The organism is Paenibacillus algicola (genome assembly GCF_005577435.1).
GTDB classification, from domain to species: Bacteria; Bacillota; Bacilli; order Paenibacillales; family Paenibacillaceae; genus Paenibacillus_AQ; species Paenibacillus_AQ algicola.
In genome coordinates, this window is sequence record NZ_CP040396.1 from 318358 (window position 1) to 333333 (window position 14976).

Sequence of the window (14976 nt, forward strand, 5' to 3'; positions counted from 1 at the left end):
ACGGAGAGGTTATACGATGTCGAGAATACTGGTTCCCCCTGAAGTACTGATGCAGGCAGCGGAGCATTTCAAACACGGTGCTAATCAACTAGAGGGAATGAATAATGCGCTGCGCCAAAGCATCCACAAGATGTCGATGGAGTGGGAAGGAATGACCCGGGAGCGTTTTTTCGGTGATTTCCAGAAGGCCTCCCGAGAGATGAAGCAGACGCTGGAGCATATGCATGAGGTTCAGTTAGAATTAACACGTGCAGCTATCAAGTTTCAGATCCTTGACGGCAGTCTGGATCCGAACTGCGTGAACCCGGAGTTCCTGCCAGCAGGGATAACGAATAACTTTATCATGTGCGGACCGGACCAAATCATGCCTGCCCCTAAATCCATTGGAGATGAAATAGATGGGTTTTTAAAGGGAGCAGGCTCGGGAGCTAAGAGGATATCCAACTCTATTAAAGAGACCGCCGTAAACCTCTATGAAGATCCTATTAATACGGCTGGCAGTATGTTTTATAATGCGACAATTGGAACAGCTGAGTACATCATTAACACTGCGGTGTGGGGCGCAAAAATGACTTTTGACGTTGGTAACACACGCGGAGACTTCGACAAGCAGATGGCCGGCATCCAATCTGAAATTGATGAGAAAGGCTGGTCCGCTTTCCTGGGGCAGCAAACCGCGATGGGGCTTAGCGCCTTTATGATGCACCGGGTGGGGATTAAGCCAAAGCTGAATATGCCTGAGGGCGGAAGCAGCGGCGGGAGCAACGGAAGCAGCAGTAGTGGTAGTGGTGGTAGTGACAGTAATCGAGACGGCACTGGAGACAGTTCGGACAATGGCGGTAAAGATGGTAAGCCGGATGATGAGAACCCGGAGGACAAGACGGGGAATGAGGGTACGGGTAAAGCCATGGGCAACATGATTAACGACATAAGAACAAAGACACCAGATCAATTGCTCAAAGAAGGCTGGAAGGATGTAACAGATCCAAGGAAAGCCCAGAATACCATGTCTCGGGAATATTATAATCCTGAAACAGGTGTAAAAATCAGTTATGATCCAGGAAAGAAAGGTGCTACAGGATTTGAAGCGGTAGACCATTACCATGTCCACAATCCGAATTATACCGATAAAAAAGTTGATTATTATTTTGATATTGACGGGAATCCTGTGGGTAAAGGTTCGAAAGCTTCTCATATTGTAATAAAGGACGGTGAGTAAGTATGAAAATAACTACTTTTATTGAAGAATTCGATCTGCATGACAGCCTATTAGAAAATATTAGTATTAACGGCGAGAAACTGGTTCTCGATATCGATCTCTGTAATTGGAGACAAAAAAATTACAGTCCCGAGGAAGATGAAATGAAAGTAATTAAGGTTACTTTTGAAAATGTACAAAATTATCATTTAGATTCAACAAATGATACGGTAGATTCCGATTCAATCTTGGAGATCAGTTGTACGGATGTGGATTCTTCTTCAACGTCGAAAGACATAAAAATCGTCTTTGAAGGTGAAGGAGATATAAAAATAATGACATTTAGAAGTGATAATGTAACCGTAGAGTAATTAATATAACCTTGATCGAGTGCTCGTCACTCAGTCAAGGTTTTTCTTTTGCCCTATATTACCCTCATCCTTAAACAATAGAACGCGCTAAAATCGAAACTCGTGCGCTAAAAAGGCATACTGAATCAGCAGATGAGAAATAGATCGTATTTGAATACCGGTAGCTCATGCAAGATTTTTAGTCACAAATACACAAACCTCATGCGCATAGGGCTTATTTCAAATACAGTACCTCATGCAAGTAATTCGGAAACGAAATTCACCCCCATGCTCATAATTTGGACCCCCCTTGTCAGCAAAAGGCCGATCTCATACAATCTCACAGAAGCAGGTGACATGCTGAATAGCAAGGGTTACAGCAACTTGAAATGCTGTAACCGAGGGGGAGGAAACGATGCAAAATGTCGTTGGTTATGTCCGGGTTTCAACTCAGGGGCAAGTCAAAGACGGTTACAGTCTGCAATATCAGGTTGATGAAATAACCCGATATTGCCGGGAAAACCACTGCAATCTGCTCCGAATTTACGAAGATCGGGGAATTAGTGGGGCAAAAGTCGATGAAGAAGGCTTGACCGTTGAACGTGAAGGGTTGCAAAACATGCTTGCCGACATCAGCCAGTTGAATATTCAAGGAGTTATCGTATTGAATACTTCGCGTTTGTGGCGTTCGGACATGGCAAAGGTATTGATTCAGCGGGAATTGAAGCGGAACCAAGCCGATGTGAAGGCGATAGAGCAGCCGAATTATAGCATCTATGCGTATGACCCGAACGACTTCTTGGTCAATGGAATGCTCGAATTGCTTGATCAGTACCAACGTCTTGAGATCGCGTTGAAGCTTGGCAGAGGAAGAAGGAAAAAGGCAGAGCAGGGCGGTTACGCAGGCGGAGGAATCCCCTTTGGCTACAGAGTGATCAAGGGCAAGAAGCTGCTCATTGTCGATGATCGAAAAGCCGAGATTGTCAGAAGGTTGTTTGAACTGAAGCAGCAGAACTCGCATTGGACATTAGCTCAATATGCGAAGCAACTGAACAAGGAAGGTTATACGACTGACCAAGGCAAATACTTCACCAAAGTGCAGATCAAGCGGATTTTTGATCATGAACTTACATATCGAGGGATATATTCATACGGCAGTATTGAAGCCACTGGTCAGCATCAAGCCATCATCTAAAAAGTTTTTCGGTCTGCTTAAAAAATAAGCGGACAATTCTATATGTCAACTGAAACGAAAGAATGGACTGGCTGGCGTCCCAATGCGGGTCTTCGGACTAACGCTCGAGCTGAGGTTGCCGACATTCTTTCCATCTCATTGACATGGAGGGATTCGATGCGTCATTACAAGGAAAAGCATATTTATGTCGGCGTGGATTTGCACAAGCATACCCATACTGCTGTCATTATCAACTGCTGGAATGAAAAGCTCGGAGAAATTCAATTCAACAATATTCCGAATGCGTTCCCGGACTTTCTTCAGCAGGTAAAAGGTTATGCCAAAAGAGGCGTAAACCCGATCTTTGGTCTTGAAGATGTTGGTGGATACGGGCGTTCTCTTGCCGTTTATCTGCTTGAACAGAATCAGAAAGTCAAGGAAGTCAATACGGCATTGCCCTGCTTGCTCTTCATCGTCTTGCCTTTCCCCGCCGAACTGAATAATACCGGGGCGACTCCTGCGAATCTCGCTAATTTATTTGGATTTGGGAAACGGTTAATGTCTCCGATCTTACCAGCGGAAGATTGCCGAAGGAAAGACGAAAGGGCAAGCATTGGTATGCGTGATGCGAAGACTTGTAAACATCATCTATGGCATGATGAGGAACAAGACAAAGTTTGTTTTACCGGATGTAGAGGCGATAGAAAAGCATGTCGGATAAATCGTATAATGGTGGTAACTGGAAGGAATGTCGGTGCCGCTTTTTCATAAAAGGAATCAGCTTTACAACATAGGGGACGGGAGAAGCTGGTAAACCTGTTGTAGATAAAGAGAGATGGCTCGGGAATCTACAAAACACAGACAACTTTAAACAAGGAACTAAAGAAAATGGATTAAACCATATTTTTAATGGGGAAATACTCAAAAATGGGAATGCCAATGGTTTTCATTATGAAGGGATGCCAAATAGTAATGGTAAAATTGTCGGGAATGTTGACCCACCTAACGAGTTTGGTGTTTATCAAGCCAATGTTGAAATTAATGGAGTACTAAAAGGACCTAAATCTGCATTTTTTCCAAAGGAATGGACACCACAACAGGTAATAGATGCAATAAATGAAGCTTCAATTAATAAAGTAAATATAAAAAACAATAAATATACTGGGAAAACAAGAACGGGAATGGAAATAGAGTTTATTTTAAGAAATGACAAGATAATCTCAGCATACCCAATATACTGAATTGGAGGGTATTTCAATGATGACAAAGTATACTTATAAATTGAAATATATGGATGAATTTAATATTGTAGTATTGGATTTTGATGAGGAAAAATCACTAGAATTCGCCAGTATGATAAGTGATCCCTTAGGATCTGATATACCTTGGAGATTCAAAGATTTAAAAAAGGATATTGAGAATTATCTTGATTTATTGAGGGGGAATATACCCGAATATAGACATGGAGGAAATGCATCCAGCGTTATATCTTATAAAGACTATACAATAATTGAAGATCCATTTTATGATGAGGAAGAAGATGAAATTGAACCGATCTGTAAATTAGAGACAGTTGAATTTGTGAAGATTATATTGATATGGGCTCACGAAACTTATAAATATAAAAGCGAGAGGGGAGTAATTGCTTTTGAAGAGGCAAATATGGTTAGAAAGTGGATTGAACAAAAAATGATAGAAGTTAAGAGTATAGAAAATGAATTTGTAAAATAGCTTGTGTAAAGCCATTTAAAGAGTCTGTCAATAAGTTTGTGTAGTGCGGCCGGGCAAGGTCTTTCCCTGAAACCACTGGGTATGCCGTAGAAGCGACAACCACCTTGCGTCGAATGGCTTACAATCCTCACCCCGTCAGGCGAGTTTATATCCTTAAGCCTGGAAGCAAGAAGAAGAGACCGCTGGGCATTCCAGCCAACGAAAATAAGATTGTTCAGTTGGCCGTGAGTAAAATCCGTCGGCCATTTACGAACAGGACTTTCTGAACTTTTCATTTGGATTTCGACCAGGGCTTGGCTGTCACGACGCACTGCGAATGCTAAATACGCCGATCACGAAGAAGAAAACGAACTGGGTTGTGGACGCGAATACGGATATATCTGTTTTCTTTGACCATGTTGATCATAGCTGGATGATGAAATGCCTGGAGGTTCGAATCAAGGACCGCAAACTGTTGCAACTGATACAGCATATGGCGTGTGTAAACCAACTGTCCATCAACACGTAAGAAGCTTGCATGCCTGTCGAAAGCGCTCGATCGATCATCGCGGGGACTACCTCAGGTGCGGGCAGGAGTGCCTCCATCCGTCTTTTGTAGCCGGACGTCCGCTGATCGATACCGTCTATAATTCCATTCACTTGCGACTTGAGCGAAGCGAGCAAGGAGAAGTCGACGGGGATAAACGTGTGCCCATCTGACCAGCCCAGTGTAAGCATTCGAAAACCTTTGTAGTAACAGCCGCTCGCATGGTCCTTACATCTGGAAAGCAATGCAACCGCCTTGCTGCGATTACGTTCAAACATAGAATCATCGACTATAATGACGGATACCCGATCGGCGCTATGATTTAAGAAACGATACACGGTGTCTTTCCAGGGAACGTTGCTCCCATACCGCTTTCCAGCAAACGAAACCAGTTTTTGTGATGAAACAAGAGAACAAAAACGAGCTGAAATAAATTCTTCTTAAAGCCCGCTGTTTTCAAGTGCTGCACCACTTTTAGTTCTTTAAATGCCGATTTAATTTCATTTTCATTTAGGAAGTTGATTCTGTTGGACGTTTTGCTCTATCATTTAGAGGACACCTCTTCTGTATGGTAGTGATTGTTCGACACTCTCACTTTACCAAATGAAGTGGTGTTTTTCTATTTCGTAACTATATACGCGATTTCTCCAGTTACATCATGCATTTGAGTCGATTTTCGCTCTGCGAAAGTTGAGTTAAATGAAATCGCCGATAATGATATTTATTTGAAGCACACTATCAAACAATTATCAAATAAAGCAGGGATTCTCATTGAATGCAACCGACATCGGATGTTGGGCTTATAGTCAAGCACTGAATTTGAGGTTGAGCCATAATTCATGGAAATATTTAAACAGTAGTTATATAATTAATACAGTATCAACCAATTAATACATAATAGTAGGAATTGGGGAGGGATTATTTTATGAAGAAAAGAAATGCTTTTGTTGCGACATTATTTTTAGCACTGGCAACAACAGGAGTAACTGCTTTTGCTTCATTAAGTACAACTCAGGAGAATGTAAGTCCTGAATCTAGGGTAAAAGAAAGTCTTCCAATTAATAATCCTTTTGTAGAGGATCAATTGATAAGCCCATTGGTTATTGATACAAGTAACCCTATTGGCGATAAAGTATCGGGAGGCGCAACTGTACAAAAATACTTTACTGTAAATGCTGGATTTGGTCATATTAAAATTTTTATGAAAAACTATAGCAGTAAACCAGTGACCGTTAGCTTAACACATAATTATACTAAGAGAATATATTTCTCTAGAGTGATGGAAGGAAATAGTTTCTTAACATGGAAAGATTTTGAGGAAGGTTACGAACAAGGGATGATTGGTGGAGACTATACACTTCAATGGAGCGGTGGCGGTTATAATGTTAATGGTGAATTCTATGGGAAAACTGGTTCGGCCATTTCGGATGTTAGAGATTGATTCAATTTTTGTTGCTCAAAAAGCTCCCGATTACCGGGGGCTTTTTTGCCTAATCATCAAATGATTTGTGAATAGAGTGAACCATAAAGACTATGTATAACCAAGTCTGTTTATCAACCAGAATATGTTAATTAAATTAATTTTTACTCGAAAGCAATCAGACGATGTATGCGGTATCGTCCATTCAGCCGGTAGTCTATCCAGAAGCAGCAAATGAGCTAATCGAACAAAAGAAAGAATAGCATGACGAGGTAACCCTTCATTAACCTAATAAAGTCGGGGTTTTTCAAAGATTCGCATACAGGGCCATCATGCCTTGCGCCAATCGTTTTCGTGACGCCAAGTGCTATCCATTTTGAGCCCGTAGGGCGACATGCAGTTTAACCGCAGCCCGTTCTCCGTGGTAGGGAGCCCAAGGCAAGCGAGTTATTCCGACGGTCATCGCAGTAGAATCGATCAGCAGCAATTCTTTCGGAAAAGTCAGCTTTCCACGGGTTTCAAGATTACATTTGCGGACAAGCAGTTGAAACAGTTCTTTACATACAGCAAACGGCACATCTGCTGCATTACCGGAAAAACAGGAATAGTAGTGAACTTGAGACAAGCCGCTACAAGCGGCATGATCCGCACCGAAACGGTACCCTGACCATTTTTCACTGGCTGCAGCACACCAATACTCAAATAAAATGATGGACCGTGAATTTTCGCGCCTTATCTAGGTAGCCCTCCGTTTGGACGATGGATTCGACTTCATCGGGCGTAAGAACAATTTGTAGGATGGGGAGAATCGTGTTGGTATTTTTCATGGAGTCGTCACCTTCCGATTCGTTTGTAGGGGTACGAACATTTTACCGGTTTGACGACTCTGATTAAGTGGTTAATCAACAGGCCTATTCTTCTATAAAAGCTTCAATTCGGTTGATTAACGAGTTGCTACTGCTATAGACTTCTTTAAACTCCTCAGATTCAACATTACGGAAAAGTCTTACTATTCCGGGTCTAATCATGTTTGACATAACAATTTAAAGGGAGTTGTTGTGAATGAAGAATAAGTTATTTACTTTACTAATCGTGTTTTTTTTAATAATGAATATAGGATGTTCAAGACAAACAGAAATTAATTCCTCATTAGACATTTCTCTGTTAAATTATAACAATATCAAAAAAGGAGATCATTATTATTTGGAGTATGAAATAAACATAACTAATAATGCTGATGCAGCGATATATATTGAATCAGTTAAGCCTCTAATCAATAACATAAATGAGGATTTAACGAATCAAGTAAATAAAGAAGTAAAACCAAAAGACTCTATAAAAATTGAAAGCTCTGTTCTCTTACCATCAGATAAAAAATTTGAAATTACAAAAATCGTCATAAAAAATTCCCAGGAATTTATATTTAAAAAGTAGGCTTTGGTGATACGTAACAAGGACATATTGATCTGATAATCTTCAATGATGTACAGGGAATTTAATATAAAAGAAACAGTGTTAAGCTATTTGATTATTTGAATTGGAGGCAGAGTGAGCTAGTAGCTGCAATTAAAGACTTTTTAAGTGCTGAAGAGATGGATAATTTTAAATTAAATCTCTATAATTTCTAGTCGCTCTTAACTTTAATTTGTCCACATTTCCTTTAAGAGCAAGAACATGCATTTTTCGATGACAATTTGGGCAAAGTGCAGCCGTGTTTTCTAAAATGTCAGGTCCATTATTAGATCGCCAAACTATGTGATGAGATTCAAGGAACGGATGTCCATGAGAATCACTAAAAGGAGCGGGTTGGTCGCACAATTGGCAGATACCATTCGCAACTAATTTGGTAACAACACTTACCGCGTCATTTCTGCTATAGGACTTGGATTTAGAAGTTATAACTCGATCTACTTTATTGTTTAGTGCTTTCATTAGTATGCTTTCAAAAGGCAACAATTTGAGGAGTGATTCCGCTTGGTTATCGGAAGGTTCTTTCTCGAAAATTTCTGGCATTCTCCTTAATACCGATAATGACTATTTTAATGAGACATCAGTTCCTATCACCTTTCATGGAAGTTATTTGAAGTGAAATAATTTACTCCTCAATTAAAAACGTATTTTTCGTTGAATGGTGAAATTTATCTAGACAAGGTGGTTGGAGAATTGTTTATTAAGCCCTCTTACTTTTGGAACATAGTGTTACGTATCATAGCTTTTGCTGCGGGTATAGCTAACCCGTATTTCAATACCCCATTTAAAATTATTGTATTTATTTTGGTTTGTATCGCAGGTATTCTGGATTCGAATCCAGGAGGGCGTTGGCCAAAATGGGTTACATCCCCTGTCGCTTTTATTATAGGTTTGTTAATTAGCTATCTTCTATATTCATTGTTTCAGTAATTCGGTTCACTCTTAATGATAGTGCACTGCTTTCATGGTTCTTTATTCACTATCTACCTCTTGCTTGAACACGATGGTGATCTGTACGGACCACTGAATAACTGATGAGTATACCGATCAATCTTAGCTAGATCGAGTTGTTGTTCATGCGTGAACATTTTGAGTATGATTCTGAGGGTTAGGTAAAGTTCATTCAACTAATAAATCCACAACGACGGGTACGATCTGAGCCGAAACAAGTCCGAAAATGGTTCTAGTAATGTCAACATCTTTACTTGCTCTCTCCTTCGCACTAACTCCGATTTCCGCATTTGCAACCACTCAAAACCCGGTGGATAGAGCTGTAGTTCCAACTGAGTCTCAAGTAATTATTCCAAGCCAGGTTGATGACGGTTGATGACGGAACTGATGAGACAATGGGTGTAAAGAAATCAGTTTTTGCGTATGCTCTTAAATATGGTGGCGAACTCCTGGAAGAGCTATTGGAATATTTGGGTAAAAAAGAGTATGCTGATTATGTAAAGGAAAACCGTTTATCTATTGCGAACTTCTTAGAGGAAACTGAACTGGTAGTTGATTTTTACGTTTATCGCATTTTAATTAATTTATAAGGTGTGGGAATGGAATGAGTGTAGATGAACAACTTGAGCTTTTGAAGTATCAAATCAAGCTCATTAGAACGATGGTTGCCTCGGATGAACATCCATATTTCATGTTCCTACTTGATCATGATTTTTCTGAAAGACAAACCCGATCTTTGAATGACATATTGTACATATTCAACCGCCGATTAGGTGAACTGTCCACGATCAATGATGAGAAGATGGAACTTTTTCATAATGAAAAAATAGAGGAGATTAAGGAGCGTAATAAATTCTTTTCTGTTTCTGATGATTTCTTATTGAGTGAATCTCCACCAACATATGAAGAATTCGTATTTCTCATGGAATTGATTGCTCCGGCCGATGTTAATCCGTCATATCTTTTAAGATCTCTTCAAATGCAGAACATGTATGTGAAACTTTGTGAATATTTACTGAGTCAAAAATAAACAAAGAGGACTCTGTCGATTAACTCGATAGGATCTTTTTTTTGTTAAATAAAAGAATATATGTTCGCATATAATGATAAAAAAGCAAACAAGGGTTCTGTTATTTGGAGGGATGAACATGCCAGTTAAAGGGGTGTTTAGATTGAATAGTATAGTGAAAATATGGATTTCCTTTACTGTGGTGCTCTCGATTTTGGGTATCACTATGTTCTGGCCAAGGTAAGTTGATAATGAATTCCCTTTATTTTCTGATTGTGATCAACGCAATATTGTATTGCGTTTCATTTTAAACGATGAGATTAATCTCTATTTCCTTGGCATCCTTGATTGGTTTGATTCATTACTGTATTTCATATGGGCTGTTATTTACACGCAGCAAAAGGTAGGACGTGCAGTAATACAGGATTTGCAGATGTTTTTCCATATTTATTCCCAACGGAGGTACAACACAATAACCTATAGATAGAAGATGTATAACCCAATAAAGGGGTGCAGACATCTTCTTTTTTGTTTGACTTTATCGACCACTTGAAAATGTCAAGTTCTTCAGTGGCGCAATCAAGTTCGACATTATGATGTCATATACGTGTGATATATTTTCTTAGATTAAATTAAAATAGTCATTGAAATTAGAGTGATTTAACTTTATAATCCCCTTTAAGTCATGTTATCTGACACTAAACAAATAATTAAAGGGGGATAGTACGCAAAATTCAACTTATGTGTAATATTACATTACATAAATTTCGCGTAATACCTCGCTATATCTATTAATCCGTGATCAGGAACTTAAATACTCTCAAGAGGATGGTGCGAAGTTGAAAAAAACTCTTTTTAAGAACAAGCTTTATATGACAGCAGCTCTCTCACTCTCACTTTCACTTTCTATTTCCGCAATTTCAATGCCTTTGACTGCACAAGCGGCATCTGCGTCTGTTGTTGACGATAGCTGGGTTGTAAATTACACGAAGGCGCCAACTGGCCTGGACACTGGCAGTGTACGCAGCACAGATTCCCGGGCGCTGATGGGCTTTGGCGGAATTCGCATGCACGTCATTGGCTCCGACAATTTGCTGGATGGCGTGCTGCTTCGCGGATTTGGACTTACCTTTGATGGCGTAGACACATACTCAAGCACCAATGCCGTTACCATTGACGGCGTTGCCGTAAAGCGTGAAATCAAGCTGGATAAAAGTAATAACTCCGGGCGTTTCTTCGACACCTTCACAAACACAACCAATAAAACTATTTATGTGGAGGTCGCCTTTGGCGGTCAACTTGGCTACAATACGTCAACCAACCAAAGCGCAATCTCTACCACATCAAGTGGAGATGCAACGATCGACAACACCGACCACTGGGTGTCCTTCTATACTCCCTCCGACGGTGAAGGATCGGCCAGCTTTAATGGACCTTCAGCCACAACGATTGGCACAGGCGGATTTGTGGGGAGCTTGAATCGCACAGGCAATTTCCTCCGCGATCCCTTCACCAACCCATTAGAACGGACAGGCGATGAAGCCAATCATTATGGACTAATTTATTCTTTGGAGCTTCCGCCTCAGCAAACTCGCTCACTGGCCCATTTCGTTGTAACAGGCCAATCCGAGGTATCCGCCGAGCTTGCTGCCGGTTCACAGGTCAAGCTGGTGCAGACTGTTGCAGAAGAGCTGTCCGAGCATCCTGACTTCAGCGATTTACCGACAGGCGCAGTATGCAGCCTCAGCAACTATGATCTCGACGCTCTGGTCACTGCCAGTGTCATCGACGCAGATTGCGACAACACAGATATAACGCTGCCGGGCGCCGCAACTAATCCCGTCACTACACCCATTGTAAGTACAACCTCACTATACGATGTCACTGGTAAAACCATTACGGAATTGCTGGCTGATATGGAATCTGGCAAAACGAACGCACAGCAAGTTACGAAGGCTTACATCGACCGTATTGCTGCGTATGACGAGGGACCGCTTGGTCTTAACTCGGTCATTATGATTGCGCCGGATGCGATGCAGCAGGCAATAGAAGCCGACCTCGCTCGCGCCAATGGAGATACTCGTCCATTGCTGGGCATTCCTATTTTGGTTAAAGATATTATCGATACGAAGAACATGCCAACAACCGGCGGCTCAGATTTGTTCCGAGATTATCAGTCGCCTGAGGATGCATGGCAGGTTGCAAAGCTTCGTGAAGCAGGAGCTATTATTTTTGGCAAAGCAAATCTTGCCGAATTCGCCCGCGACGGCCACTTCAGCTTTAGCGCATTTGGACCGGTTTGGAACGCATTTGATCCTTCAAGAAGCTCCATTGGCTCCAGCGGAGGATCGGCAGTCGCTGTGGCATCCAGCTTTGCGGCAGCAGCATTAGGCACGCAAACAGGCGACTCGCTGTGGGGACCCTCGGGAGCTGCCAGCCTGTTCAGTCTGCGTGGAACCGATGGCATGCAAAGCACGGCAGGCACAATGCCGCTTACCATTATTCAGGATTACACGGGGATGATTGCCCGTTCCCTTCCCGATCTCGCCTTGCTGCTGGAAGCAACCGCGATTGGCAACCCGAACGATCCTTATGATGATGTATCCGACGGACATCGTCCAACGGATTGGCAATCCTTCCTGCGTGAGGATGCGCTTGAAGGCAAGGTAATAGGCGTTCCGGCAGGAGCCTTTGATGACCCGTTTGGCACAAGTGGCACAAGCGACGCCATGCGCGCACAATTTGTTCACTTTGTTGAAGCAGGCGCAACCATTAAAGAAATTAGCGCCCCACCAAAAGCGCCAACTCGCGACTTTACCGGCGACACCCGTTATGAAGGCTGGAGTCAATGGATTGAGGCTCATCCAGACAATCCGTATACAGACCCTACCCAAATCATGAATCCAACCTCAACCTATACAGGCGCAGGCGCAATGACGGAGGAAGCACTTCAGGCATTCGAGAACTACCGGGCCAACTACCGCGAGCTGCTGCACAACTGGATGGATGAAGAAGGCGTTGACGTTCTCCTCTTCCCTACAGAGCTGAGCGATATTCATCTCAACGATTCCATTCAGCCAAGCTTTGGCCGTCTTGATCCGCAGTCCTCTGCTTCCGGCGTACCTACTGTTATTTTCCCTGCCGGGGTCAACGATCATGATCAGCCAATAGGCTTTCAATTGCAGGGCAAAGCCTATTCGGATGGAGATTTGATGGGATATGCCTACGCATACACAGCTCAATCCAACGGACATGTACAGTCCAGCCTGACGCCTTCGCTGACACCATTGCCAGAGCTGGCGGCATTTACAGATATTTCAAATCACTGGGCTGTGCAATATATTAGCGATCTTGTTGCTGACGGGGTTGTGAAGGGAACCTCTGTAACCGAGTTCTCGCCAAGCCAGGCTATGACAAGAGGGATGTTCGTCACCCTGCTTGGCCGAATGAATCAAGTTAGCGATGAAGACGGAAGTACGTCATTTACCGATGTAAACAGCAGCGCCTATTATGCGCCTTATGTCAAATGGGCCGAGCAAGCTGGCATCGTAGCCGGATTTGCGGATGGGACGTTTGCGCCTGGTAAAATGATTAGCCGTCAAAACGCAGCCGTTATGATTAATCGATATTTGTCTTATAAAGGAATTACAGTATCAGGTTCTCAAGAAGCCGTCGGCTTTGCCGATCATAGCGATATTGCAGCCTATGCGGCTGACGCGGTTCAAACCGTACAGAAGCTAGGCATCATGAGCGGCATGCCCAATAATCGCTTTGCGCCAACGGGCAACATTCTCCGCAGCGAAACGGCCAAAATTATATCTATCGTGCTAGATCTGGAGCAATAAATCTTCTCCCTGTCTTCACCTGCGGCAAAAAGCCGGAGAATGCCGATGTACCGGCATTCTCCGGCTTTATCCTTTGTCCTATGAGGCCGCCACGCTTAAAGCCTGTAGATTCGCTTTATTTTTCTGTCAGACAAAAATCCGCAAGCCGTCCACTCCCTTCAGAGTGTCGTGCTTGCGGGTTTTTGTTCATTTCTTGATACATCGTGCATTCATGGAGCCCTTCCCCAACGACCTTCACTCAGTCGGGCATTGCGATGACTTCAAAACCATTCAATAAAAAACGTTACTTCTTGCTACATAAATCTGTTATTAAGTAGAATAAGGAATTTTCAGGAGGGGGCGTTAAACACTTGGTTCAATGTATGAAACGATATGTAATGACTTTTGCCGCTGTTGTTGTCACTTTTGTTGGCCTCACAGGAATTAGAATTGATATTCATGCCTCAAGCGCAGATCCATTGATAAGTACTGTACCAAAGTCGATAAAAAAATATGTACACTCGATCAATAGCGAGGATTGGGAAAGCTACGTAAACAGCTATTCTCCAGATCGACGATTAACGAATTTTCCAAGTGAAGCACAACGTAACAGCCGTACAGGAATTCTCTCGGTGAAATCCATTGAAATTTCAGAGATTAAAGAGATATCCGAGAAGGATATACATGAGGTTCAGCCCTATTTTAGCGAGATCGATAAAGGGTTGTATCAAGGCGTCAGATATTTTTATGTCGGGCTCAATTATCATGTGCATCACGAGAATGAGTTTTTCTACAACGGGGTTAGGTATGAAACCTTTGCTGTTGGTACATTACATGGAGAGGAATACATTCTTGGAAATGAGTTTGTTTATAATTTTGATCCACTTCAATCATCTGGATATGCATTTGGTTCAGCCGCTGAACGTGAAGCCATCATTAGGGAGGAAAGAAGGCTGGGAGGTAACAGCAAGCCACCGGGCAATGGAGAAATACAACCTCAACGTGTAGTCAGTTCCATCATTATTTCATTCACGAACCAGAATCATACCATAGGTCTTTGGACAATTTTGCGAGAGCATATCCAAGAGATTATGAAAAAAGCCAAGCCACATGCATGGAAGTAAGCCAGGCAATCAGGTGCGTCCATGTTTACTATATGAAGCAGTAATAAACGAGTGCGTGAGAATGCAGTGATGACGTTTTTGCAGGAAGACGTATATCATTTCTCTTTGGGTAACTAGCGGCAGGTTTCTATTGGGTGACGGTCGATGTCACCTGCAAGTGGACAGGTCGTGTGCAAAACTGGGGTCAGGTCCTGAAATG

Annotated in this window: 12 protein-coding genes and 4 pseudogenes; 12 read left to right on the plus strand and 4 right to left on the minus strand. The window is 42.2% G+C overall.

The genetic code is table 11. The annotated features are described in order from the left end of the window. The first annotated feature begins 16 nt into the window (after positions 1–16). From E6C60_RS01465 to E6C60_RS01480, 4 genes and pseudogenes are all read left to right on the plus strand, one after another. Complete coding sequence (locus tag E6C60_RS01465; protein WP_138224136.1) at positions 17–1219, plus strand: WXG100 family type VII secretion target; 1203 nt, start codon at positions 17–19, stop codon at positions 1217–1219. A gap of 2 nt (positions 1220–1221) precedes the next feature. After that, positions 1222–1569, plus strand: a complete 348-nt coding sequence (locus E6C60_RS01470) for a hypothetical protein (protein WP_138224137.1) — start codon at positions 1222–1224, stop codon at positions 1567–1569. A 394-nt stretch (positions 1570–1963) separates the two neighbouring features. Then, positions 1964–2743: a recombinase family protein gene (locus E6C60_RS01475; RefSeq protein WP_138224138.1), complete on the plus strand. Its 780-nt coding sequence runs from the start codon at positions 1964–1966 to the stop codon at positions 2741–2743. Positions 2744–2899: 156 nt separating this feature from the next. Next, positions 2900–3187 (plus strand): annotated as a pseudogene (locus tag E6C60_RS01480) (IS110 family transposase); the annotation flags it as partial. On the opposite strand, the pseudogene E6C60_RS01485 reads toward E6C60_RS01480, so the two are convergent. Beyond that, positions 3157–3294, minus strand: a pseudogene (locus E6C60_RS01485) (transposase); the annotation flags it as partial. The pseudogenes E6C60_RS01480 and E6C60_RS01485 overlap by 31 nt on opposite strands. Before the next feature lie 324 nt (positions 3295–3618). Between E6C60_RS01485 and E6C60_RS01495 the strand changes: the two are divergent. Both E6C60_RS01495 and E6C60_RS01500 read left to right on the plus strand, forming a co-directional pair. Continuing rightward, positions 3619–3963 (plus strand): annotated as a pseudogene (locus E6C60_RS01495) (EndoU domain-containing protein); the annotation flags it as partial. Positions 3964–3982: 19 nt separating this feature from the next. After that, positions 3983–4453: a hypothetical protein gene (locus E6C60_RS01500; RefSeq protein ID WP_138227567.1), complete on the plus strand. Its 471-nt coding sequence runs from the start codon at positions 3983–3985 to the stop codon at positions 4451–4453. A 474-nt stretch (positions 4454–4927) separates the two neighbouring features. On the opposite strand, the pseudogene E6C60_RS01510 reads toward E6C60_RS01500, so the two are convergent. Further along, positions 4928–5527, minus strand: a pseudogene (locus E6C60_RS01510) (transposase); the annotation flags it as partial. 377 nt (positions 5528–5904) lie between these two features. On the opposite strand from E6C60_RS01510, the gene E6C60_RS01515 reads away from it, so the two are divergent. Then, positions 5905–6420, plus strand: coding sequence for a hypothetical protein (locus E6C60_RS01515; RefSeq protein WP_138224139.1), 516 nt, complete (start codon positions 5905–5907; stop codon positions 6418–6420). Positions 6421–6766: 346 nt separating this feature from the next. Here E6C60_RS01515 and E6C60_RS21080 read toward each other — a convergent pair whose 3' ends face one another. Beyond that, positions 6767–7024 (minus strand): hypothetical protein, encoded by a 258-nt coding sequence (locus E6C60_RS21080; RefSeq protein WP_138224140.1) that lies wholly within the window; start codon positions 7022–7024, stop codon positions 6767–6769. A gap of 437 nt (positions 7025–7461) precedes the next feature. On the opposite strand from E6C60_RS21080, the gene E6C60_RS01525 reads away from it, so the two are divergent. Further along, a complete protein-coding gene (locus E6C60_RS01525; RefSeq protein ID WP_138224141.1) occupies positions 7462–7833 on the plus strand; it encodes a hypothetical protein in 372 nt (123 codons plus the stop codon). Between the two features lie 168 nt (positions 7834–8001). Here E6C60_RS01525 and E6C60_RS21240 read toward each other — a convergent pair whose 3' ends face one another. After that, the gene (locus tag E6C60_RS21240; RefSeq protein ID WP_138224142.1) at positions 8002–8412 is read right to left on the minus strand and encodes an HNH endonuclease; all 411 of its coding nucleotides are present in this window, start codon (positions 8410–8412) and stop codon (positions 8002–8004) included. Positions 8413–9185: 773 nt separating this feature from the next. On the opposite strand from E6C60_RS21240, the gene E6C60_RS01540 reads away from it, so the two are divergent. From E6C60_RS01540 to E6C60_RS01555, 4 genes are all read left to right on the plus strand, one after another. Beyond that, the gene (locus E6C60_RS01540; RefSeq protein WP_138224144.1) at positions 9186–9410 is read left to right on the plus strand and encodes a hypothetical protein; all 225 of its coding nucleotides are present in this window, start codon (positions 9186–9188) and stop codon (positions 9408–9410) included. 14 nt (positions 9411–9424) lie between these two features. Next, positions 9425–9850, plus strand: a complete 426-nt coding sequence (locus E6C60_RS01545; RefSeq protein ID WP_138224145.1) for a hypothetical protein — start codon at positions 9425–9427, stop codon at positions 9848–9850. 818 nt (positions 9851–10668) lie between these two features. Beyond that, a complete protein-coding gene (locus tag E6C60_RS01550; protein WP_138224146.1) occupies positions 10669–13674 on the plus strand; it encodes an amidase family protein in 3006 nt (1001 codons plus the stop codon). Between the two features lie 362 nt (positions 13675–14036). Further along, positions 14037–14777 carry a hypothetical protein gene (locus tag E6C60_RS01555; protein ID WP_138224147.1) on the plus strand — a complete coding sequence of 247 codons (741 nt, stop codon included), beginning with the start codon at positions 14037–14039 and terminating at the stop codon, positions 14775–14777. Positions 14778–14976 lie beyond the last annotated feature (199 nt).